Origin of the sequence: Pseudomonas sp. MPB03, from assembly GCF_046605385.1 — a bacterium.
In the GTDB taxonomy this organism is placed as follows: Bacteria; Pseudomonadota; Gammaproteobacteria; order Pseudomonadales; family Pseudomonadaceae; genus Aquipseudomonas; species Aquipseudomonas zanjanensis.
This window is the reverse complement of record NZ_CP176770.1, coordinates 2,513,899-2,536,202: the sequence shown is the minus strand read 5'-3', so window position 1 is coordinate 2,536,202 and position 22,304 is coordinate 2,513,899. Positions and strand designations below refer to the sequence as shown.

Below are 22,304 nucleotides of genomic sequence, written 5' to 3'. Positions count from 1 at the left end.
GCATTCGCGCTGAGGGCCGATTCGCTTACATGTGCGAAATCAGGGCCTCGCCGAAGCCCGAGGACGACACCAGCTTGGCACCCTCCATCAAGCGTTCGAAGTCATAGGTCACGGTCTTGGCCGAAATCGCGCCATTGGTGCCCTTGATGATCAGGTCGGCCGCTTCGGTCCAACCCATGTGACGCAGCATCATTTCCGCCGACAGGATCAGCGAACCCGGATTGACCTGGTCCTTGCCAGCGTACTTGGGCGCGGTACCGTGGGTGGCCTCGAACATCGCCACGGTGTCGGACAGGTTGGCGCCCGGCGCGATACCGATACCGCCCACTTCCGCCGCCAGGGCGTCGGACAGGTAGTCACCGTTCAGGTTCAGGGTGGCGATCACGTCATATTCAGCCGGACGCAACAGGATCTGCTGCAACATCGCATCGGCGATGGCGTCCTTGACGATGACGTTCTTGCCAGTGCGCGGGTTCTTGAACTGCATCCACGGCCCACCGTCGAGCAGGGTCGCGCCGAATTCCTCGGCCGCCACTTCGTAGGCCCACTCCTTGAAGGCACCTTCGGTGAACTTCATGATGTTGCCTTTGTGCACGATGGTCAGCGAATCGCGATCGTTATCGACCACATATTGCAGGGCCTTGCGAGCCAGGCGCTTGGTGCCCTGCTTGGAAACCGGCTTGACGCCGATGCCGCAATCCTCATCGAAGCGGATCTTGGTCACGCCCATTTCTTCTTTCAGGAACTTGATGACCTTGGTGGCCTCGGCCGAACCGGCCTTCCACTCGATGCCCGCGTAGATGTCCTCGGAGTTCTCCCGGAAGATCGTCATGTCCACGTCGCCAGGCTTCTTGACCGGGCTTGGCACACCTTCGAACCAGCGCACCGGGCGCAGGCACACATACAGGTCGAGCTGCTGGCGCAGCGCTACGTTCAACGAACGGATACCGCCACCGACCGGCGTGGTCAGCGGGCCCTTGATGGACACCACGTAGTCCTTGACCGCATCCAGGGTTTCCTGGGGCAGCCAGGTGTCCTGGTCGTAGACCTGGGTCGCTTTCTCACCGGCATAGACTTCCATCCAGGAAATCTTGCGCTTGCCGCCATAGGCCTTCTGAACCGCAGCGTCCACAACCTTGATCATGACCGGACTGATATCGACACCAATGCCGTCGCCTTCGATGAAGGGGATGATCGGGTTGTCGGGAACATTAAGAGAATGGTCTGCATTGACGGTGATTTTGTCACCGACGGCTGGAACCTGAATCTTTTGATACCCCATGCTGAACTCCATTGCTTGGATTGAACATCTGGCTGCGTTCGAGCGTACCCCAGTTGAATCGGCACGCAAACCCTACGTTAGGCCCATCCATGGCAAAGCCTTGCACTTCGCCGTGTACAAGCCTGAAAACCAAGGGAAAAGCGCCAAACATGAGCATAGTCCGCCCCAGGAGTACTGCGACGTTTAGACCAATGGACGTGTACGGAAGTCTATGAACCATCGGCAGATCGCCAGCTACCTATGTATAATGCCGCCGCTGACCACAGGGTCACGACGGCTGACGGCTCTATTACGAGACTTTCCGCCATTTTGAAAGCCGGACCGTTACCGCGGCCCGACCGCTTGACGCTCGACTGATGCACCCAACATCACCGCGAAGAAACCTCGACATTCGGCTCACGGATGACTTTGAACGAACGCGCTTACCCGGCGCCCCTCGAGTTTCTGCGCATGCTTTAGCAAAGAAGAGAGTTAATCCGAATATGCCCACCCGCTCGAAGATCATCTATACCTTCACCGACGAAGCGCCTGCCCTCGCCACCTATTCGCTGTTGCCGATCGTCGAAGCCTTTACCGCTTCGGCCGATATCGCCGTGGAAACCCGCGATATCTCCCTCGCAGGGCGCATCCTGGCCAGCTTCCCCGAGCAACTGGGTGACAAAGCCGTAGCCGACCACCTCGCCGAACTGGGCGACCTGGCCGTTACGCCTGAAGCCAACATCATCAAGCTGCCGAACATCAGCGCCTCGGTGCCGCAACTGCAGGCCGCGATCAAGGAATTGCAGGCCCAGGGCTACGCACTGCCGGACTACCCGGAAACCGTGACCACTGATGCCGAGAAAGACGCGCGCGCCCGTTACGACAAGGTCAAGGGCAGCGCCGTGAACCCGGTCCTGCGCGAAGGCAACTCCGACCGTCGCGCGCCGCTGTCGGTCAAGAACTATGCCCGCAAGCACCCGCACAAGATGGGCGCCTGGGCCGCGGACTCCAAGTCCCACGTAGCCCACATGAGCACCGGCGATTTCTACGGCAGCGAAAAAGCCGCCCTGATCGACGCCGCCGGCAGCGTGAAAATCGAGCTGATCGCCCAGGACGGCACTGCCACTGTCCTGAAGGAAAAGACCACCGTACAAGCCGGTGAGATCCTCGATTGCGCCGTGATGAGCAAAAACGCCCTGCGCGAGTTCATCGCCGCCGAAATCGAAGACGCCAAGCAAAAAGGCGTGCTGCTGTCGGTCCACCTCAAGGCCACCATGATGAAGGTCTCCGACCCGATCATGTTCGGCCAGATCGTGGCCGAGTTCTATAAAGACGCCCTGGCCAAGCACGCGCAAGTGCTGGAGCAGATCGGCTTCAACCTGAACAACGGCATCGGCGACCTGTACGCCCGCATCAAGGCCCTGCCGGCCGAACAGCAGGCGCAGATCGAAGCCGACATCCAGGCGGTCTACGCGGCGCGCCCATCCCTGGCGATGGTCAACTCCGACAAAGGCATCACCAACCTGCACGTGCCGAGCGACGTCATCGTCGACGCCTCGATGCCGGCCATGATCCGTGACTCCGGCAAGATGTGGGGCACCGACGGCCAGCTGCACGACACCAAGGCCGTGATCCCGGATCGCTGCTACGCCACCATCTACCAGGCGGTGATCGAAGACTGCAAGCAACACGGCGCCTTCGACCCAACCACCATGGGCAGCGTGCCGAACGTCGGCCTGATGGCCAAGAAAGCCGAAGAGTACGGCTCCCACGACAAGACCTTCCAGATCAAGGTCGCCGGCGTGGTGCGTGTTTCGGACAACAACGGTCAGACCCTGCTGGAGCAGAACGTCGAGGCTGGCGATATCTTCCGCATGTGCCAGACCAAGGACGCGCCGATCCAGGATTGGGTCAAGCTGGCCGTCAACCGTGCCCGCGCCAGCAGCACCCCGGCGATCTTCTGGCTGGACCCGATGCGCGCCCACGATGGCGTGGTCATCGAGAAGGTCCAGGCCTACCTGAAGGACCACGACACCAGCGGCCTGGACATCCGCATCATGTCGCCTGTCGACGCGATGAAGTTCACCCTGGGCCGCACCCGCGAAGGCAAGGACACCATTTCGGTGACCGGCAACGTGCTGCGCGACTACCTGACCGACCTGTTCCCGATCATGGAACTGGGCACCAGCGCCAAGATGCTGTCCATCGTGCCGCTGATGAACGGCGGTGGCCTGTTCGAAACCGGCGCCGGCGGTTCGGCACCCAAGCACGTTCAGCAGTTGCTGGAAGAGAACTTCCTGCGCTGGGATTCCCTGGGCGAGTTCCTGGCCCTGGCCGCGTCCCTCGAACACCTGGGCGTGACCTACAACAACCCGAAAGCCCTGGTGCTGGCCAAGACCCTCGACCAGGCTACCGGCGAGTTCCTGGACCGCAACAAGTCGCCTTCGCGCAAGGTCGGCGGCATCGACAACCGCGGCAGCCACTTCTACCTGACCCTGTTCTGGGCCCAGGCACTGGCCGCCCAGGATGACGACGCAGCCCTCAAGGCCCAGTTCGCTTCCCTGGCCAAGACATTGACCGACAATGAAGAAAAGATCGTTGCCGAACTCAATGCCGTGCAAGGCAAGCCCGTGGACATCGGCGGTTACTACTCCGCCAACCCGGAACTGACCAGCAAGGCCATGCGCCCGAGCAACACCTTCAACGCGGCGATTGCTGCGCTGGTGTAAGGTTGTAAGGAAGCACCACGAACCCCGGCCTTGTGCCGGGGTTTGTGTTTCTGGCACACCCTATTTCCCCTGACAATAGATTCCCCTGTGGGAGCGAGCTTGCTCGCGATTGCGATGTAGCATTCAACATTGATGTTGACTGACCCACCGCTATCGCGAGCAAGCTCGCTCCCACAGTTGGATTGGGATACAGCCGCCAGAAACAGGTCGACTGTCAGGCCGCCTTCGCGAGCAGGCTCGCTCCCACAGTTGGATTGAAGTAGAGCCGCCAGAGACAGGCCGGCTGTCAGGCCGCCTCGCTTTTGATTTTGATCTTGATCTTGATCTTGATCTCGGACGCCCCATTAACCACGATGGCCGAACGCAGGCATTGCGCAGTGGGCAACCCGGCATGGATGCCGGGTTAGCCGCGCCGGGCCATGGATGGCCCTTCGCGGCGGCCCACGGAGCAATGCCGGAGTGAGGGCATGCCGAGCCTAGGCGAGGCACCGAGTGGTGGGGCAGGAGCGTTTTGCTTACTTTTGCGCTTTTCAAAAGTGAGCCGCCGTCAGGGCGGAACCCTAAGTGGCCGTTACCGCAGGAATGGATATGTACTCAATCAACAAGGTCAGCTCTCAGGGCCACCATCGCAAGCAAGCCCACAGCGGCCCACACTCCAATCCGAGAAACGGAAGAACCTTATGAACTGGCACCCCCACATCACCGTCGCCACCATCGTCGAAGACCACGGCCGCTTCCTGATGGTGGAAGAGTCCAAGGGCGGACGCGCAGTACTCAACCAGCCCGCCGGCCACCTGGACCCCAACGAAACCCTGATCGAAGCCGCCGTGCGCGAAACCCTCGAAGAAACCGGCTGGGACGTCGAGCCCACCAGCGTCACCGGCATCTACCTCTACACCGCCCCGAGCAACGGCGTGACCTACCAACGGGTCTGCTTCGCCGCCAAAGCCCTGAAACACCATCCCGAATACCAACTGGACGACGGCATCCTCGGCGCCAGATGGCTCACCCGCGACGAACTGCTCGCACAGCGCGACCACTGGCGCAGCGAGCTGATCATCCGTTGCATCGACGATTACCTGGCCGGCCATCGCCATAGCCTGGAGCTTATCCGCCCTTCTCTTTAGCCTTGCGCGCCCGGGCCTGATAGAATCGCGTCCTTTTTCAAGACACTCATTGAATTCCTATGCGTGATCCAGCCTCTTCGAACACTCCCAAGCAACGCGTCATAGTCGGCATGTCCGGCGGCGTGGACTCTTCCGTTTCCGCCCTTCTGCTGATCGAGCAGGGTTACGAGGTGGAAGGCCTGTTCATGAAGAACTGGGAAGAAGACGACGGAACCGAATACTGCACCGCCATGGACGACCTGGCGGACGCCCAGGCCGTGTGCGACAAGATTGGCATCAAGCTGCACACCGCCAACTTCGCCGCCGAGTACTGGGACAATGTGTTCGAGCACTTCCTGGCCGAATACAAGGCCGGCCGCACGCCGAACCCGGACATCCTCTGCAACCGCGAAATCAAGTTCAAGGCGTTCCTCGACTACGCCATGATGCTCGGCGCCGACTTGATCGCTACCGGCCACTACGTACGTCGCCGCGACATCGACGGCCGCACCGAACTGCTCAAGGGCCTGGACCCGAACAAGGACCAGAGCTACTTCCTGCATGCCGTCGGCGGCGAGCAGATCGCCAAGACCCTGTTCCCGGTGGGCGAACTGGAAAAGCCCGAAGTACGCGCAATTGCGGAGAAACATGACCTGGCCACGGCCAAGAAGAAAGATTCCACTGGGATCTGCTTCATTGGCGAGCGTCGTTTCAGCGATTTCCTCAAGCAATACCTGCCGGCCCAACCGGGCGAGATCAAGACCACCGAAGGCGAGGTCATCGGCCGTCACCATGGCCTGATGTACCACACCATCGGCCAGCGCCAAGGCCTGGGCATCGGCGGGTTGAAAGACGCCGGCGAAGAGCCGTGGTACGTGCTGGTCAAGGACTTGGAACACAACGAGCTGATCGTCGGCCAGGGCAACGACCATCCGTGGCTGTTTTCCCGCGCCCTGCTCGCCTCCGACATCTATTGGGTCAACCCGATCGACCTCAGCGAACCACGCCGCCTGACGGCCAAGGTTCGCTACCGCCAGAGCGACCAGCCCTGCACCCTGGAAAAAACCGCCACGGGCTACCGTGCCACCTTCGATGACCCGCAGCGGGCGGTCACGCCTGGCCAGTCCGTGGTGTTCTACGACGGCGACGTCTGCCTGGGCGGCGGCGTGATCGAAGTCGCGCAACCCTGGAGCAGCCAGGCATGACCCCTATCCAGGAACAACTGACGGCATTGGGCGGTGTGTTTCTCGCCGCCGTGCTGGTGGACCGGATCGCCAAGACCGGCCAGGCCTCCGAAGCAGGCGTGGCCTGCATGTTGGGCAGCCTGCTGGTTCGCGACCCCAAGGACACCCTGGAGGTCTACGGCGGCGACGACTTGAACCTGCGTGAAGGTTACCGTGCACTGATTGGCGCCCTGGAGCGCGACCCCAGCGCCCTGCAACGCGAACCGCTGCGCTATGCCCTGTCGATGCTGGGCCTTGAGCGCCAGTTGGCCAAGCGCGACGACCTGCTGGAGACCATCGGCAAACGCTTGCCGCAGATCCAGTCCCAGGTCGAACACTTCGGCCCGGCTCACGAAAACGTCGTCGCGGCCTGCGGCTCGCTGTACCAGGACACCTTGAGCACTTTGCGCCAGCGCATCCAGGTGCATGGCGACATGCGCAACCTGCAGCAACCGAGCAATGCCTCGAAGATCCGCGCCCTGCTCCTGGCCGGGATCCGCTCGGCACGGCTGTGGCGGCAGTTGGGTGGCCATCGCTGGCAACTGGTGATCAGCCGACGCAAATTGCTGAAAGAGCTTTACCCGTTGATGCGCAACGAATAAGTCGCCTTTGTGGCGAGGGAGCTTGCTCCCGCTGGGCTGCAACGCAGCCCCCTGAGCCCGGCGGATCTAGCGGGCGGCTTGGATTCAGGGCCGCTTCGCGCCCCAGCGGGAGCAAGCTCCCTCGCCACAGGTGATCAATAGCTTTAGTTTTATCTTGTTACGCGTAGCACGCCGGTCAGTTGGCGACGGACCGGCGCTGGTTTTCATGTATGATACGCGCCCCATTTCGTTGCCCGACTGTCCGAGAACACCCCATGCAGCTCTCTTCGCTCACTGCGGTTTCCCCTGTTGACGGCCGCTACGCCGGCAAAACCCAGGCCCTGCGCCCGATTTTCAGCGAGTACGGCCTGATCCGTGCCCGCGTCCTGGTTGAAGTGCGCTGGCTCCAGCGCCTGGCCGCTCACCCTGCCATCCCTGAAGTCCCGGCGTTTTCCGCCGAAGCCAACGCGGTGTTGAACGCCCTGGCGGAAAACTTTGTGCTGGAGCACGCCGAGCGCGTCAAAGAGATCGAGCGCACCACCAACCACGACGTCAAGGCCATCGAATACCTGCTCAAGGAGCAGGCGGCCAAGCTGCCGGAACTGGCCAACGTCAGCGAGTTCATCCACTTCGCCTGCACCAGCGAGGACATCAACAACCTGTCCCACGCCCTGATGCTGCGAGAGGGTCGTGATGAGGTGATGCTGCCGCTGATGCGCCAGACCGCCCAGGCCATCCGCGAGCTGGCGATCCGCTTCGCCGACGTGCCGATGCTGTCGCGCACCCACGGTCAACCGGCTTCGCCGACCACCCTGGGCAAGGAACTGGCGAACGTGGTCTACCGCCTGGAGCGCCAGATCGCCCAAGTGGCCGCCGTGCCGCTGCTGGGCAAGATCAACGGCGCCGTGGGCAACTACAACGCCCACCTGTCGGCCTACCCGGACATCGACTGGGAAGCCAACGCCCGCGCCTTCATCGAAGACGAACTGGGCCTGAGCTTCAACCCGTACACCACCCAGATCGAACCGCACGACTACATCGCCGAGCTGTTCGATGCGATCGCACGCTTCAACACCATCCTGATCGACTTCGACCGTGACATCTGGGGCTACATCTCCCTGGGTTACTTCAAGCAGCGCACCATCGCTGGCGAAATCGGTTCTTCGACCATGCCGCACAAGGTCAACCCGATCGACTTCGAAAACTCCGAAGGCAACCTGGGCATCGCCAACGCACTGTTCCAGCATTTGGCGAGCAAACTGCCGATCTCCCGCTGGCAGCGCGATCTGACCGACTCCACCGTGCTGCGCAACCTGGGCGTGGGTTTTGCCCACAGCGTCATTGCCTATGAAGCCAGCCTCAAGGGCATCAGCAAGCTGGAACTGAACGAGCAGAAGATCGCCGCCGACCTGGACGCTTGCTGGGAAGTCCTGGCCGAACCGATCCAGACCGTGATGCGTCGCTACAACATCGAAAACCCGTATGAAAAGCTGAAAGAACTGACCCGTGGCAAGGGCATCAGCCCTGAAGCGCTGCAGACTTTCATCGATGGCCTGGACATGCCTGCCGAAGCCAAGGCCGAGCTGAAGAAGCTCACGCCAGCCAGCTACATCGGCAACGCGGCGGCACAAGCCAAGCGCATCTGATCCATCGCTTTACCTTTGAGACGCCCGGCCGCGCCGGGCGTTTTTATTCGCGTCTGAAAAGTATATTTTTTCAATAGGTTACACATGAATCCTGATATTCCTCTGCAACTCCTGGGCGGCATCACGGCACGGGAGTTCCTGCGCGACTACTGGCAGAAAAAACCCCTGCTGATCCGTCAGGCGATTCCTGACTTCCAAAGCCCGATCGATGCCGACGAATTGGCCGGCCTGGCCCTGGAAGAAGAAGTCGAATCGCGCCTGGTGATCGAGCACGGCGAGCGCCCCTGGGAATTGCGTCGCGGCCCGTTCGCCGAAGACGAATTCAGCAAGCTGCCGGAGCGCGAGTGGACCCTGCTGGTGCAGGCGGTGGATCAGTTCGTACCGGAAGTCAGCGAACTGCTGGAAAACTTCCGCTTCCTGCCGAGCTGGCGCATCGACGACGTGATGATCAGCTTTGCCGCCCCGGGTGGCAGCGTGGGTCCGCATTTCGATAACTATGACGTGTTCCTGTTGCAGGGCCATGGCCAGCGCAACTGGAAAATCGGCCAGATGTGCGACTCCGAAAGCCCACTGCTGCAACACGCCGACCTGCGCATCCTCGCCGACTTCGAAGCCACTGACGAGTGGGTCCTGGAACCCGGTGACATGCTCTACCTGCCGCCGCGCCTGGCCCACTGCGGCGTGGCCGTGGACGACTGCATGACCTACTCGGTGGGTTTCCGTGCGCCGAGCGCCGCTGAAGTGCTGACCCACTTCACCGACTTCTTGAGCCAGTTCCTGCCGGACGAAGAGCGCTACACCGACGCCGACGCCCGCCCGGTGGCCGACCCGCACCAGATCCAGCACGACGCCCTCGACCGCCTCAAGGGTCTGCTGGCCGAGCATATGAGCGACGAGCGCCTGCTGCTGACCTGGTTCGGCCAGTTCATGACCGAGCCACGCTACCCGGAGCTGGTGGTGGGCCCGGAACTGGAAGAAGACGACCTGCTGGCCAGCCTGGAACAAGGCGCCGTGATCATCCGCAACCCGAGCGCACGCCTGGCCTGGTCGGAAGTCGACGATGACCTGCTGCTGTTCGCCAGCGGCCAAAGCCGCTACCTGCCGGGCAAGCTGCGTGAACTGCTGAAAATGATCTGCGCCGCCGACGCCCTGCACATCGAAAACCTCGGCCCATGGTTGGCCGACGAAGACGGTCGCGGCCTGGTCTGCGAGTTGGTCAAGCAAGGCAGCCTGGGGTTCGCCGATGAATAAAATTCACGTTCGTGTCGCAGACTGGCAAAAGGATAACGCCGAGATCCGGCGCATTCGTGAGACCGTGTTCATTGCCGAACAATCCGTACCACCCGAACTGGAATGGGATTCGGATGATCAGGACGCCGTACATTTCCTGGCCTTCGAAGGCGACTTCCCCATCGGCACCGCGCGCCTGCTGACCGATGGCCATATCGGCCGGGTCTCGGTCCTCAAGGACTGGCGCGGCCTGAAGGTGGGCGATGCGCTGATGCACGCCGTGATCGCCGAAGCCGAGAAGCGTGGGCTCCAGCAACAGATGCTCAGCGCCCAGGTGCACGCCACGCCGTTCTATGAGCGGCTGGGGTTTGCGGTGGTCAGCGAGGAGTTCCTGGAGGCCGGGATTCCTCATGTGGACATGGTGCGGCGCTCGGCCTGAAACCGCGGCGCGGCCATCGCGAGCAAGCTCGCTCCCACAGGGGACCAGTGGTGAACATATAATTTGTGTCCCCCACCCCATGTGGGAGCGAGCTTGCTCGCGATGAGGTCCTAAAGCCATCCAAAAACGCCCCGCCATCCACCGATGCCGGGGCGTTTTGCCGTCTACCATTCAACTTGCCCCACCCGAGGCCGACAAACTGGCAATATCAGGCCTTTGCCTCACGGAGAAATGGACATGCTTCTACGTACCCTGCTGACCCTCCTGCTGCTGGGTGGCAGCCTGTCAGCCATGGCCGACACGCAAATCGTGCCGCTGAACTACCGCACCAGCGCCGACCTGTTGCCGGTGGCACAGAACTTCATCGGCAAGGACGGCCAGGTCAGCGCCTACGGCAACCAACTGATCGTCAATGCCGAGCCCGGCAAGATTGAAGAACTCCGGCAATTCCTCGCCCAACTGGACACCGCGCCCAAGCGCCTGCTGATCACCGTCGATACCAACGAAAACAACCTGCAGGGCGACCAGGGTTATTCCATCAACGGCGCCGCGCCCAGCCAGACCCGCATCATCAACCGCAGCACCGCCAGCCGTGACGGCGGCGTGCAGCAGGTGCAAGCCAGCGAAGGCCAGCCGGCGCTGATCCAGGTCGGCCAGAGCGTACCGTTCACCAGCAGCCAGACCGACAACTACGGCCGCCTGCAAAGCCAGACCGAATACCGTAACGTCACCCAGGGTTTCTATGTCACCGCCAGCGTCACTGGTGAAACCGTTCACCTGAGCATCAGTACCAACCGTGACCGCATGAGCCAGGAACGTCCCGATGTAGTGAACGTTCAGAGTACCGACACAACGGTCAGCGGACGCCTGGGCGAATGGATCACCCTGGCCGGGGTGAATCGCCAGACCCAGGCCGACAAACAGGGCCTGACCCGCAGCTACTCGACCCAGGGACGCGACGACATGATTTTGCGGGTCAAGGTCGATACCCTGAACTGAAGCACCAAAAACTGACTGATGAGTCGTATTAGACCAAAGATGTAGTGCCACAAAAAAAGCACTACAAAACGTTTGACGAGCCAAAAAACCGAAGGCATGATGGCCTCGCTCCCGCTAATCAGGGGCCCTGGCAAGGGCCTTCGGGTCGACGCTTGCAACTACCCTGCGAGCCGATTCGTGTCTGTACCGCCCACAAGGTGTGTTTGACGAGGTTGCGACTGGAACGAAGTTGTCCCGAGGGACGGAAGCGTAACTAGGTAACCCGGCATCACTCTGAGTTCGTATGAAAGGCCCACGACGCCCGAATGCGCCCGCAGTTCGCCCCTACCTGCTCACTTTCCCCTCGAGCCCATCGTTCATCCCGTCGCCACCTCGCCTGAACCGACTTGTACGCCAGCCCCCTGGTCGGCAGGAGCAGGAATTTTCCACCAAGACCTATGCGACGAGGTTTATCTCCATGGCACTGACACGCGAACAGCAAATTGCAGCCCTTGAAAAAGACTGGGCTGAAAACCCGCGCTGGAAAGGCGTGAAGCGCAATTATTCCGCTGCTGACGTCGTCCGTCTGCGTGGCTCGGTTCAACCTGAGCACACCTTTGCGAAGATGGGCGCGGAGAAGCTCTGGAACCTGGTCACCCAGGGCGCCAAGCCAGCCTTCCGTCCCGAGAAAGATTTCGTCAACTGCATGGGCGCCCTGACCGGCGGCCAGGCCGTACAGCAAGTCAAGGCCGGCATCCAGGCGATCTACCTGTCGGGCTGGCAAGTGGCCGCGGACAACAACTCCGCCGAGTCGATGTACCCCGACCAGTCGCTTTACCCAGTGGACTCGGTTCCAACCGTGGTCAAGCGCATCAACAACTCGTTCCGTCGCGCCGACCAGATCCAGTGGAAAGCCGGCAAGAACCCGGGCGACGAAGGCTACATCGACTACTTCGCACCGATCGTGGCTGACGCTGAAGCCGGTTTCGGTGGCGTCCTGAACGCCTACGAGCTGATGAAGAGCATGATCGAGGCAGGCGCCGCTGGCGTTCACTTCGAAGACCAACTGGCTTCGGTGAAGAAATGCGGCCACATGGGTGGCAAGGTCCTGGTGCCGACCCAGGAAGCCGTGCAGAAGCTGACCGCCGCCCGCCTGGCCGCCGACGTTGCCGGTGTACCGACCATCATCCTGGCCCGTACCGACGCCAACGCCGCCGACCTGCTGACCTCGGACTGCGACCCGTACGACCAGCCGTTCGTGACCGGCACCCGTACCCAGGAAGGCTTCTACAAAGTGCGCGCCGGTCTCGACCAGGCCATCGCCCGCGGCCTGGCCTATGCGCCGTACGCCGACCTGATCTGGTGCGAAACCGCCAAGCCGGACCTGGACGAAGCCCGTCGCTTCGCCGAAGCGATCAAGAAGGAATACCCGGACCAACTGCTGTCGTACAACTGCTCGCCTTCCTTCAACTGGAAGAAAAACCTGGACGACGCGACCATCGCCAAGTTCCAGCGCGAACTGTCCGCCATGGGCTACAAGCACCAGTTCATCACCCTGGCCGGCATTCACAACATGTGGCACAGCATGTTCAACCTGGCGCACGACTACGCCCGCAACGACATGACTGCCTACGTGAAGCTGCAAGAGCAGGAGTTCGCTGACGCCGCCAAGGGCTACACCTTCGTGGCTCACCAGCAGGAAGTGGGCACCGGCTACTTCGACGACATGACCACCGTGATCCAGGGCGGCACTTCGTCGGTGACCGCACTGACCGGCTCCACCGAAGAAGAACAGTTCCACTGATCCATGAGCTAAATGGCCCTTGCGGACCGAATAAAAGCTAACCGCAAAGCCGACGATCTGACGCCCCGACTGGTTCGGGGCTTTTTTTTGCCTATGCTTCGCAGACCGCCCCCATCCTCTGTGGGAGCGAGCTTGCTCGCGATAGCGCCAGACCCGTTGAAATGCAGATGACTGACACACCGCTATCGCGAGCAAGCTCGCTCCCACAGGAAATGAGCCGATACGCAGAAAAATTGATCGAACGCAGTATCAGGCAGTCTGAAAAAGAGTAAAACGGCCGGCGCTGACAACTGCAGTTAACGAGCATGTAAGAAAAGTTCTCAGCCACTGCGTCGCAGTATTGATCAAAAGCCACGCCAAACAATAATAATTATCATTTAGCTGGAGCTTTCCTTGTTACAACCTGCACGAAATATAATTGCTGAATAACGGGTCAATGCCCGCCCCGCCGGGGCTGCGGGGTCATGGAGGCGCGCTATGTCCTTATTCCAATAAATAATTTCGCTATAGGAATTTTACTTGCCCGGTGTTTAGCCATAAAATCACCGCGATTGATTGCTGCGACATATCGTCACTGCGTTATTTCATTCAAGCTCAGAGACCTTTGCTCTCTGTTAAGGATTTCCAGCATGTCCGAAGCGACAGGACTCATGGCCCACAATTGGGGCTTTGCCATTTTCCTTCTGGGCGTTGTTGGCCTGTGTGCTTTCATGCTCGGCGTGTCGAGCCTGCTTGGGTCAAAAGCCTGGGGCCGCAGCAAAAATGAACCGTTCGAGTCCGGCATGCTACCTACCGGTGGCGCCCGCTTGCGGCTCTCAGCCAAATTCTATCTGGTCGCGATGCTGTTCGTGATCTTCGATATCGAAGCCCTCTTTCTCTTTGCATGGTCTGTGTCCGTCCGCGAAAGCGGCTGGACCGGATTCGTCGAAGCTCTCGTTTTCATAGCAATTCTGTTGGCAGGTCTTGTCTACCTTTACCGGGTGGGGGCACTTGATTGGGCTCCGGAAGCTCGGCGCAAGCGGCAAGCGAAGCTGAAACAATGAGGCTTTGGCAATGCAATACAATCTCACCAGGATCGACCCCGATGCTCCTAACGAGCAGTATCCGATTGGCAAGCGGGAAACCGTCGCCGATCCGTTAGAAGATCAAGTCCACAAGAACATCTTCATGGGCAAGCTCGAAGACGTGCTGAACAGCACGGTCAACTGGGGTCGCAAGAACTCCCTGTGGCCGTACAACTTCGGCCTTTCGTGCTGCTACGTGGAAATGACCACCGCCTTCACGGCGCCCCACGACATCGCGCGCTTTGGCGCCGAGGTGATCCGGGCATCGCCGCGCCAGGCGGATTTCATGGTTATCGCCGGGACCTGCTTCATCAAGATGGCGCCGATCATCCAGCGTCTCTACGAGCAAATGCTCGAACCCAAGTGGGTCATCTCCATGGGTTCGTGCGCCAACTCCGGTGGCATGTACGACATCTATTCCGTCGTTCAAGGCGTGGACAAATTCCTGCCCGTGGACGTCTACGTGCCTGGCTGCCCACCTCGCCCTGAAGCGTTCCTGCAAGGCTTGATGCTGTTGCAGGAGTCGATTGGCCAGGAGCGTCGCCCACTGTCCTGGGTCGTTGGCGATCAAGGCGTCTATCGCGCCGAGATGCCGTCGCAAAAGGAACAGCGCCGCGAACAGCGTATCGCAGTCACCAACCTGCGCAGCCCCGACGAAGTCTGATCCAGCTCTGCTCTGTACAAGAAACGAGAACCTGGCTTCATTCTTTACGTTGACCGAAAGCGATAAATAACCATGACTACAGGCAGTGCTCTGTACATCCCGCCTTACAAGGCAGACGACCAGGATGTGGTCGTCGAACTGAACAACCGTTTTGGCCCCGAGGCGTTCACCGCCCAGCCGACCCGCACCGGCATGCCGGTGCTTTGGGTTGCCCGCGCCAAACTCGTCGAAGTCCTGACCTTCCTGCGCAACCTGCCCAAGCCGTACGTCATGCTCTATGACCTGCACGGCGTAGACGAGCGCCTGCGCACCAAGCGTCAAGGGCTGCCCGACGGCGTCGACTTCACCGTGTTCTATCACTTGATGTCGATCGAGCGTAATAGTGACGTAATGATCAAGGTCGCCTTGTCCGAGAGCGACCTCAGCGTGCCGACCGTGACCGGCATCTGGCCGAACGCCAACTGGTACGAGCGTGAAGTGTGGGACATGTACGGGATCGATTTCCCCGGCCACCCGCACCTGACCCGCATCATGATGCCGCCGACCTGGGAAGGTCACCCGCTGCGCAAGGACTTCCCGGCCCGTGCCACCGAGTTCGACCCGTTCAGCCTGTCCCTGGCCAAGCAACAGCTCGAGGAAGAAGCCGCACGCTTCAAGCCTGAAGACTGGGGCATGAAGCGTTCGGGCGCCAACGAGGACTACATGTTCCTCAACCTGGGCCCGAACCACCCTTCGGCCCACGGTGCCTTCCGCATCATCCTGCAGCTGGACGGCGAAGAGATCGTCGACTGCGTCCCGGACATCGGCTACCACCACCGTGGCGCCGAGAAAATGGCCGAGCGCCAGTCCTGGCACAGCTTCATCCCGTACACCGACCGTATCGACTACCTCGGCGGCGTGATGAACAACCTGCCGTACGTGCTCTCGGTGGAGAAACTCGCCGGGATCAAGGTTCCGGAGAAGGTCGACGTCATTCGCATCATGATGGCCGAGTTCTTCCGCATCACCAGCCACCTGCTGTTCCTGGGCACCTACATCCAGGACGTCGGCGCGATGACCCCGGTGTTCTTCACCTTCACCGACCGCCAGCGCGCGTACACGGTGATCGAAGCCATCACCGGTTTCCGCCTGCACCCGGCCTGGTACCGCATCGGTGGCGTGGCCCACGACCTGCCCCGCGGCTGGGAGAAACTGGTCAAGGACTTCGTCGAGTGGATGCCCAAGCGCCTGGACGAATACACCAAGGCAGCCCTGCAGAACAGCATCCTCAAGGGTCGTACCATCGGCGTCGCCGCCTACAACACCAAGGAGGCCCTGGAATGGGGCGTCACCGGTGCTGGCCTGCGTTCCACCGGTTGCGACTTCGACCTGCGCAAGGCGCGTCCGTATTCCGGCTACGAGAACTTCGAGTTCGAAGTACCGCTGGCGGCCAACGGTGACGCCTACGACCGCTGCATGGTCCGCGTCGAGGAAATGCGCCAGAGCATCAAGATCATCGACCAGTGCCTGCGCAACATGCCGGAAGGCCCGTACAAGGCGGATCACCCGCTGACCACGCCGCCGCCAAAAGAGCGCACGCTGCAACACATCGAGACCCTGATCACGCACTTCCTGCAGGTTTCGTGGGGCCCGGTCATGCCGGCCAACGAATCCTTCCAGATGATCGAAGCGACCAAGGGCATCAACAGTTATTACCTGACGAGCGATGGCGGCACCATGAGCTACCGCACCCGGATTCGTACCCCAAGCTACCCGCACCTGCAGCAGATCCCTTCGGTGATCAAAGGCAGCATGGTCGCGGACTTGATCGCGTACCTGGGTAGTATCGATTTCGTTATGGCCGACGTGGACCGCTAAGCATGAACAGCACGCTTATCCAGACTGACCGTTTCGCCCTGAGCGAAACCGAGCGCTCGGCCATCGAGCACGAGCTGCATCACTACGAAGACCCGCGCGCGGCGTCGATCGAAGCCCTGAAGATCGTCCAGAAGGAACGTGGCTGGGTGCCTGATGGCGCGCTCTACGCCATCGGCGAGATCCTCGGCATCCCGGCCAGCGACGTCGAGGGCGTAGCCACCTTCTACAGCCAGATTTTCCGCCAGCCAGTGGGCCGTCACATCATTCGTGTCTGCGACAGCATGGTCTGCTACATCGGCGGCCACGAATCGGTGGTCGGCGAGATCCAGAGCAAGCTGGGCATCGGCCTGGGCCAGACCACCGCCGACGGCCGCTTCACGCTGCTGCCGGTGTGCTGCCTGGGCAACTGCGACAAGGCACCGGCGTTGATGATCGACGACGACACCTTCGGTGACGTCAAGCCTGACGGCGTCGCCAAACTGCTGGAGGGCTACGTATGACCCTGACTTCCTTCGGGCCCGCCAACCGCATCCAGCGTTCGGCCGAAACCCATCCCCTGACCTGGCGTCTGCGTGACGACGGCGAAGCGGTGTGGCTGGACGAATACCAGGCCAAGAACGGCTACGCCGCCGCGCGCAAGGCGTTCGCCGACATGGCCGGCGACGACATCGTCCAGACCGTGAAAGACGCCGGCCTCAAGGGCCGTGGTGGCGCGGGCTTCCCCACCGGGGTGAAGTGGGGCCTGATGCCCAAGGACGAATCCATCAACATCCGCTACCTGCTGTGCAACGCGGATGAAATGGAACCCAACACCTGGAAGGACCGCATGCTGATGGAGCAACTGCCCCATCTGCTGATCGAAGGCATGCTGATCAGCGCCCGTGCGCTGAAGACCTACCGTGGCTACATCTTCCTGCGCGGCGAGTACACCACCGCCGCCAAGCACCTGAACCGTGCCGTGGAAGAAGCCAAGGCCGCCGGCCTGTTGGGCAAGAACATCCTGGGCAGCGGCTTCGACTTCGAGTTGTTCGTCCACACCGGTGCCGGGCGCTACATCTGCGGTGAAGAAACCGCGCTGATCAACTCCCTGGAAGGCCGCCGCGCCAACCCACGCTCCAAGCCGCCCTTCCCTGCCGCCGTCGGCGTGTGGGGCAAGCCGACCTGCGTGAACAACGTCGAGACCCTGTGCAACGTGCCGGCGATCATCGCCGACGGCGTGGACTGGTACAAATCCCTGGCCCGCGACGGCAGCGAAGACATGGGCACCAAGCTCATGGGCTTCTCCGGCAAGGTCAAGAACCCTGGCCTGTGGGAGTTGCCATTCGGCGTCACCGGTCGCGAGCTGTTCGAGGACTACGCCGGCGGCATGCGCGACGGCTACACGCTCAAGTGCTGGCAGCCTGGCGGCGCCGGCACCGGCTTCCTGTTGCCGGAGCACCTGGACGCGCAAATGTACGCCGGCGGTATCGCCAAGGTCGGCACCCGCATGGGCACCGGCCTGGCCATGGCGGTGGACGACAGCGTCAACATGGTCTCGCTGCTGCGTAACATGGAGCAGTTCTTCGCGCGCGAATCCTGCGGTTTCTGCACCCCTTGCCGCGATGGCCTGCCCTGGAGCGTCAAGCTGCTGATGGCCATCGAGAACGGCGAAGGCCAGCCCGGCGACATCGAGACCCTGCTGGGTCTGGTGGGTTTCCTCGGCCCAGGCAAGACCTTCTGTGCTCACGCACCGGGTGCCGTGGAGCCGTTGGGCAGCGCGATCAAATACTTCCGCCCTGAATTCGAGGCCGGCATCGCGCCAACCCGCGCGGGCGACCTCAATCAGGTGGTCACGCCGACCATGGTCGGCGCGTAACGACGCTTTAGAAGGCGCAGGGTCCGTGCCCTGCGCCTTTCGTCCGATGACGCCTTTTACCAGGCTGTTTGGATTCGGACGAACGACAAGATTCCATTAGCCACGCCCGCTGACACCGGGCCAACGAAGAACTTTGAACCATGGCCACTATCCACGTAGACGGCAAAGAGCTCGAAGTCGATGGCGCAGACAACCTGTTACAGGCATGTCTGTCGCTGGGCCTCGACATCCCTTATTTCTGCTGGCACCCCGCCCTTGGCAGCGTTGGCGCTTGTCGCCAGTGCGCAGTCAAGCAGTACACCGACGAAAACGACAAGCGTGGTCGGATCGTCATGTCCTGCATGACCCCTGCCACCGACGGCAGCTGGATCTCCATCGACGATGAAGAAGCGAAAGTGTTTCGCGCCAGCGTCGTCGAATGGCTGATGACCAACCACCCTCACGACTGCCCGGTCTGTGAGGAAGGCGGCCACTGCCACCTGCAAGACATGACCGTGATGACCGGCCACAACGAGCGCCGTTATCGCTTCACCAAGCGCACCCACCAGAACCAGCAACTGGGCCCGTTCATCTCCCACGAGATGAACCGCTGCATCGCCTGCTACCGTTGCGTGCGTTTCTACAAGGACTACGCCGGCGGCACCGACCTGGGCGTGTTCGGCGCCCACGACAACGTGTACTTCGGTCGCGTTGAAGACGGCACCCTGGAAAGCGAATTCTCCGGCAACCTCACCGAGGTCTGCCCCACCGGCGTGTTCACCGACAAGACCCACTCCGAGCGCTACAACCGCAAGTGGGACATGCAGTTCTCGCCGAGCATCTGCCATGGCTGCTCCAGCGGTTGCAACATTTCCCCGGGCGAACGCTACGGCGAATTGCGTCGCATCGAAAACCGCTACAACGGCTCGGTCAACCAGTACTTCCTGTGCGACCGTGGCCGTTTCGGCTACGGCTATGTCAATCGCAAGGATCGCCCACGCCAGCCGCTGCTGGCGGGCGGCGCCACGCTGAGCCTGGACGAAGCCCTGGACAAGGCCGCCGAGCTGCTGCGCGGTCGCAACATTGTCGGCATCGGTTCGCCTCGCGCCAGCCTGGAAAGCAACCACGCCCTGCGTGAGCTGGTCGGCGCCGAGCACTTCTACAGCGGCATCGAAGCCGGCGAGCTGGAACGCATCCGCCTGGTGCTGCAAGTGCTCAAGGACAGCCCGCTGCCCGTGCCGACGATGCGCGACATCGAAGACCACGACGCGGTATTCGTTCTTGGCGAAGACCTGACCCAGACCGCCGCCCGCATGGCCTTGGCCCTGCGCCAGTCGGTCAAGGGCAAGGCCGAGGACATGGCCGACGCCATGCGCGTGCAGCCATGGCTCGACGCCGCCGTGAAGAACATCGGCCAGGACGCGCTGAACCCACTGTTCATCGCCAGCCTCGCTGAAACCAAGCTCGACGACGTGGCCGAAGAATGCGTCCACGCCGCCCCGGACGACCTGGCTCGCATCGGTTTCGCCGTGGCCCACGCCCTGGACGCCAGCGCCCCGGCCGTCGACGGCCTTGACAGCGAAGCGGCCGCCCTCGCCCAACGCATCGCCGACGCCCTGCTGGCGGCCAAGCGCCCCTTGATCATCGCTGGCACCTCCCTGGGTTCCAAGGCGCTGATCGAAGCCGCCGCCAACATCGCCAAGGCCTTGAAGCTGCGGGAGAAGAACGGCTCCATCAGCCTGATCGTGCCGGAAGCCAACAGCCTCGGCCTGGCCATGCTCGGTGGCGAATCCGTCGATGCAGCCCTGCAAGCCGTGATCGACGGCAACGCCGACGCCATCGTCGTGCTGGAGAACGATCTGTTCACCCGCACCGACAAGGCCAAGGTCGATGCCGCGTTGAACGCCGCCAAGGTTGTGATCGTCGCCGACCATCAGAAAACCGCCACCACCGACCGCGCCCACCTGGTGCTGCCGGCGGCGAGCTTTGCCGAAGGCGACGGTACGCTGGTCAGTCAGGAAGGTCGCGCCCAGCGCTTCTTCCAGGTGTTCGACCCGACTTACCTGGACGCCAGCATCCTGGTCCACGAAGGCTGGCGCTGGCTGCATGCCCTGCGCGCCACCCTGCTGGACCAGCCGATCGACTGGACGCAACTGGACCACGTCACCGCCGCCGTCGCGTCGAGCAGCCCGCAACTGGCGCGCATCGTCGATGCCGCGCCATCGGCCGCGTTCCGCATCAAGGGCCTGAAGCTGGCCCGCGAACCGCTGCGCTACTCCGGTCGCACGGCGATGCGCGCCAACATCAGTGTCCACGAACCCCGCACGTCCCAGGACAAGGACACCGCGTTCTCGTTCTCCATGGAAGGTTACTCGGGCTCCGCCGAACCGCGCTCGCAAGTGCCGTTCGCCTGGTCGCCGGGCTGGAACTCGCCGCAAGCCTGGAACAAGTTCCAGGACGAAGTCGGTGGTCACCTGCGTGCCGGTGACCCGGGCACCCGCCTGATCGAAAGCCAGGGCGATGGCCTGGGCTGGTTCGCCGCCGTTCCGCGTGCCTTCAACCCGGCACCGGGCACCTGGCAGGTCGTGCCGTTCCATCACTTGTTCGGCAGCGAAGAGAACTCTTCCAAAGCCGCACCGGTGCAGGAACGCATCCCCGCCGCCTACGTGTCGCTCGCCAAGTCGGAAGCCGATCGCCTGGGCGTCAACGACGGTGCGCTGCTGAGCCTGAACGTGGCCGGCCAGACCCTGCGTCTGCCGCTGCGCATCAATGAAGAACTGGGCGCCGGCCTGGTGGCCCTGCCGGCTGGCCTGGCGGGTATTCCACCGGCGATTTTCGGCAAGACTGTCGACGGTCTGCAGGAGGCAGCGCAATGAGCTGGTTCACCCCTGAAGTGATCGCTGTGATCCTGACGGTCCTCAAGGCCATCGTGATCCTGCTGGCCGTGGTGGTTTGCGGCGCGTTGCTGAGCTTCGTCGAACGTCGCCTGCTGGGCTGGTGGCAGGACCGCTACGGTCCGAACCGCGTCGGCCCGTTCGGCATGTTCCAGATCGCCGCCGACATGATCAAGATGTTCTTCAAGGAAGACTGGACACCACCGTTTGCCGACAAGGTGATCTTCACCCTGGCACCGATCGTGGCCATGAGCGCCTTGCTGATCGCCTTCGCGATCATCCCGATCACCCCGACTTGGGGCGTGGCGGACCTGAACATCGGCCTGCTGTTCTTCTTCGCCATGGCCGGCCTGTCGGTGTACGCGGTGCTGTTCGCCGGCTGGTCGAGCAACAACAAGTTCGCCCTGCTGGGCAGCCTGCGGGCCTCGGCCCAGACCGTGTCCTACGAAGTGTTCATGGGCCTGGCGCTCATGGGCATCGTGATCCAGGCCGGCTCGTTCAACATGCGCGACATCGTCGAGTACCAGGCCCAGAACCTGTGGTTCATCATTCCGCAGTTCTTCGGTTTCTGTACCTTCTTCATCGCTGGCGTGGCCGTGACTCACCGTCACCCCTTCGACCAGCCGGAAGCGGAGCAGGAACTGGCCGACGGTTACCACATTGAATATGCCGGCATGAAGTGGGGCATGTTCTTCGTCGGTGAATACATCGGCATCATCCTGATCTCGGCACTGCTGGTAACGCTGTTCTTCGGTGGCTGGCACGGTCCGTTCGGCATCCTGCCGCAACTGTCCTTCGTCTGGTTCGCCCTGAAGACCGCGTTCTTCATCATGCTGTTCGTCCTGCTACGCGCCTCGATCCCGCGCCCACGCTACGACCAGGTGATGGACTTCAGCTGGAAATTCTGCCTGCCGCTGACCCTGATCAACATGCTGGTGACCGCTGCGATCGTTTTGATGAACGCGCCTGCGGCCGCGGTTCAGTGAGGATTTGA

The 22,304-nt window shown here is 61.8% G+C and carries 17 protein-coding genes; 16 read left to right on the top strand and 1 reads right to left on the bottom strand.

The window, feature by feature from the left end; genetic code table 11:
• Window positions 1-25: 25 nt before the first annotated feature.
• Complete coding sequence (gene icd / locus ACLH0I_RS11215) at window positions 26-1,282, bottom strand: NADP-dependent isocitrate dehydrogenase (protein ID WP_250962990.1); 1,257 nt, start codon at window positions 1,280-1,282, stop codon at window positions 26-28.
• Between the two features lie 482 nt (window positions 1,283-1,764).
• Between icd and ACLH0I_RS11210 the strand changes: the two genes are divergently transcribed.
• The 16 genes from ACLH0I_RS11210 to nuoH all read left to right on the top strand — a co-directional run bounded on the left by ACLH0I_RS11210 (window position 1,765) and on the right by nuoH (window position 22,296).
• On the top strand, window positions 1,765-3,990 hold the full coding sequence (locus ACLH0I_RS11210; RefSeq protein ID WP_411387057.1) for an NADP-dependent isocitrate dehydrogenase: 2,226 nt from the start codon (window positions 1,765-1,767) through the stop codon (window positions 3,988-3,990).
• A gap of 680 nt (window positions 3,991-4,670) precedes the next feature.
• Window positions 4,671-5,117 carry an NUDIX hydrolase gene (locus tag ACLH0I_RS11205; RefSeq protein ID WP_411387056.1) on the top strand — a complete coding sequence of 149 codons (447 nt, stop codon included), beginning with the start codon at window positions 4,671-4,673 and terminating at the stop codon, window positions 5,115-5,117.
• Between the two features lie 59 nt (window positions 5,118-5,176).
• On the top strand, window positions 5,177-6,301 hold the full coding sequence (mnmA, locus tag ACLH0I_RS11200) for a tRNA 2-thiouridine(34) synthase MnmA (RefSeq protein WP_186709770.1): 1,125 nt from the start codon (window positions 5,177-5,179) through the stop codon (window positions 6,299-6,301).
• Complete coding sequence (hflD, locus tag ACLH0I_RS11195) at window positions 6,298-6,921, top strand: high frequency lysogenization protein HflD (RefSeq protein ID WP_053123192.1); 624 nt, start codon at window positions 6,298-6,300, stop codon at window positions 6,919-6,921. The genes mnmA and hflD overlap by 4 nt, the downstream gene beginning before the upstream one ends.
• Window positions 6,922-7,175: 254 nt before the next feature.
• Window positions 7,176-8,546 (top strand): adenylosuccinate lyase, encoded by a 1,371-nt coding sequence (purB, locus tag ACLH0I_RS11190; protein WP_411387055.1) that lies wholly within the window; start codon window positions 7,176-7,178, stop codon window positions 8,544-8,546.
• Window positions 8,547-8,630: 84 nt separating this feature from the next.
• Window positions 8,631-9,797, top strand: a complete 1,167-nt coding sequence (locus ACLH0I_RS11185; RefSeq protein ID WP_122568505.1) for a cupin domain-containing protein — start codon at window positions 8,631-8,633, stop codon at window positions 9,795-9,797.
• On the top strand, window positions 9,790-10,215 hold the full coding sequence (locus ACLH0I_RS11180) for a GNAT family N-acetyltransferase (RefSeq protein WP_186709768.1): 426 nt from the start codon (window positions 9,790-9,792) through the stop codon (window positions 10,213-10,215). The genes ACLH0I_RS11185 and ACLH0I_RS11180 overlap by 8 nt, the downstream gene beginning before the upstream one ends.
• 237 nt (window positions 10,216-10,452) lie before the next feature.
• Window positions 10,453-11,214 (top strand): secretin N-terminal domain-containing protein, encoded by a 762-nt coding sequence (locus tag ACLH0I_RS11175; protein WP_186709767.1) that lies wholly within the window; start codon window positions 10,453-10,455, stop codon window positions 11,212-11,214.
• 457 nt (window positions 11,215-11,671) lie between these two features.
• A complete protein-coding gene (gene aceA / locus ACLH0I_RS11170; RefSeq protein ID WP_014337679.1) occupies window positions 11,672-12,997 on the top strand; it encodes an isocitrate lyase in 1,326 nt (441 codons plus the stop codon).
• Window positions 12,998-13,626: 629 nt separating this feature from the next.
• Entirely contained in the window at window positions 13,627-14,040 is a 414-nt protein-coding gene (locus ACLH0I_RS11165) for an NADH-quinone oxidoreductase subunit A (protein ID WP_003203367.1), read from the top strand.
• Window positions 14,041-14,050: 10 nt separating this feature from the next.
• A complete protein-coding gene (locus ACLH0I_RS11160; RefSeq protein ID WP_030141322.1) occupies window positions 14,051-14,725 on the top strand; it encodes a NuoB/complex I 20 kDa subunit family protein in 675 nt (224 codons plus the stop codon).
• Window positions 14,726-14,797: 72 nt separating this feature from the next.
• A complete protein-coding gene (nuoC, locus tag ACLH0I_RS11155) occupies window positions 14,798-16,582 on the top strand; it encodes an NADH-quinone oxidoreductase subunit C/D (protein WP_207961474.1) in 1,785 nt (594 codons plus the stop codon).
• Between the two features lie 2 nt (window positions 16,583-16,584).
• Window positions 16,585-17,082, top strand: a complete 498-nt coding sequence (gene nuoE / locus ACLH0I_RS11150) for an NADH-quinone oxidoreductase subunit NuoE (protein ID WP_186709765.1) — start codon at window positions 16,585-16,587, stop codon at window positions 17,080-17,082.
• Window positions 17,079-18,437 carry an NADH-quinone oxidoreductase subunit NuoF gene (nuoF, locus tag ACLH0I_RS11145; RefSeq protein ID WP_053123209.1) on the top strand — a complete coding sequence of 453 codons (1,359 nt, stop codon included), beginning with the start codon at window positions 17,079-17,081 and terminating at the stop codon, window positions 18,435-18,437. Before nuoE ends, nuoF begins: the two co-directional genes overlap by 4 nt.
• A 140-nt stretch (window positions 18,438-18,577) precedes the next feature.
• Window positions 18,578-21,292 (top strand): NADH-quinone oxidoreductase subunit NuoG, encoded by a 2,715-nt coding sequence (nuoG, locus tag ACLH0I_RS11140; RefSeq protein ID WP_411387054.1) that lies wholly within the window; start codon window positions 18,578-18,580, stop codon window positions 21,290-21,292.
• Entirely contained in the window at window positions 21,289-22,296 is a 1,008-nt protein-coding gene (gene nuoH / locus ACLH0I_RS11135) for an NADH-quinone oxidoreductase subunit NuoH (protein ID WP_053123213.1), read from the top strand. Before nuoG ends, nuoH begins: the two co-directional genes overlap by 4 nt.
• Window positions 22,297-22,304 lie beyond the last annotated feature (8 nt).

Coding starts and splice junctions, on each gene's coding strand:
- icd (WP_250962990.1), bottom strand. CDS start 1,282: ATGGGGTATCAAAAGATTCAGGTTCCAGCCGTCGGTGACAAAATCACC.
- ACLH0I_RS11210 (WP_411387057.1), top strand. CDS start 1,765: ATGCCCACCCGCTCGAAGATCATCTATACCTTCACCGACGAAGCGCCT.
- ACLH0I_RS11205 (WP_411387056.1), top strand. CDS start 4,671: ATGAACTGGCACCCCCACATCACCGTCGCCACCATCGTCGAAGACCAC.
- mnmA (WP_186709770.1), top strand. CDS start 5,177: ATGCGTGATCCAGCCTCTTCGAACACTCCCAAGCAACGCGTCATAGTC.
- hflD (WP_053123192.1), top strand. CDS start 6,298: ATGACCCCTATCCAGGAACAACTGACGGCATTGGGCGGTGTGTTTCTC.
- purB (WP_411387055.1), top strand. CDS start 7,176: ATGCAGCTCTCTTCGCTCACTGCGGTTTCCCCTGTTGACGGCCGCTAC.
- ACLH0I_RS11185 (WP_122568505.1), top strand. CDS start 8,631: ATGAATCCTGATATTCCTCTGCAACTCCTGGGCGGCATCACGGCACGG.
- ACLH0I_RS11180 (WP_186709768.1), top strand. CDS start 9,790: ATGAATAAAATTCACGTTCGTGTCGCAGACTGGCAAAAGGATAACGCC.
- ACLH0I_RS11175 (WP_186709767.1), top strand. CDS start 10,453: ATGCTTCTACGTACCCTGCTGACCCTCCTGCTGCTGGGTGGCAGCCTG.
- aceA (WP_014337679.1), top strand. CDS start 11,672: ATGGCACTGACACGCGAACAGCAAATTGCAGCCCTTGAAAAAGACTGG.
- ACLH0I_RS11165 (WP_003203367.1), top strand. CDS start 13,627: ATGTCCGAAGCGACAGGACTCATGGCCCACAATTGGGGCTTTGCCATT.
- ACLH0I_RS11160 (WP_030141322.1), top strand. CDS start 14,051: ATGCAATACAATCTCACCAGGATCGACCCCGATGCTCCTAACGAGCAG.
- nuoC (WP_207961474.1), top strand. CDS start 14,798: ATGACTACAGGCAGTGCTCTGTACATCCCGCCTTACAAGGCAGACGAC.
- nuoE (WP_186709765.1), top strand. CDS start 16,585: ATGAACAGCACGCTTATCCAGACTGACCGTTTCGCCCTGAGCGAAACC.
- nuoF (WP_053123209.1), top strand. CDS start 17,079: ATGACCCTGACTTCCTTCGGGCCCGCCAACCGCATCCAGCGTTCGGCC.
- nuoG (WP_411387054.1), top strand. CDS start 18,578: ATGGCCACTATCCACGTAGACGGCAAAGAGCTCGAAGTCGATGGCGCA.
- nuoH (WP_053123213.1), top strand. CDS start 21,289: ATGAGCTGGTTCACCCCTGAAGTGATCGCTGTGATCCTGACGGTCCTC.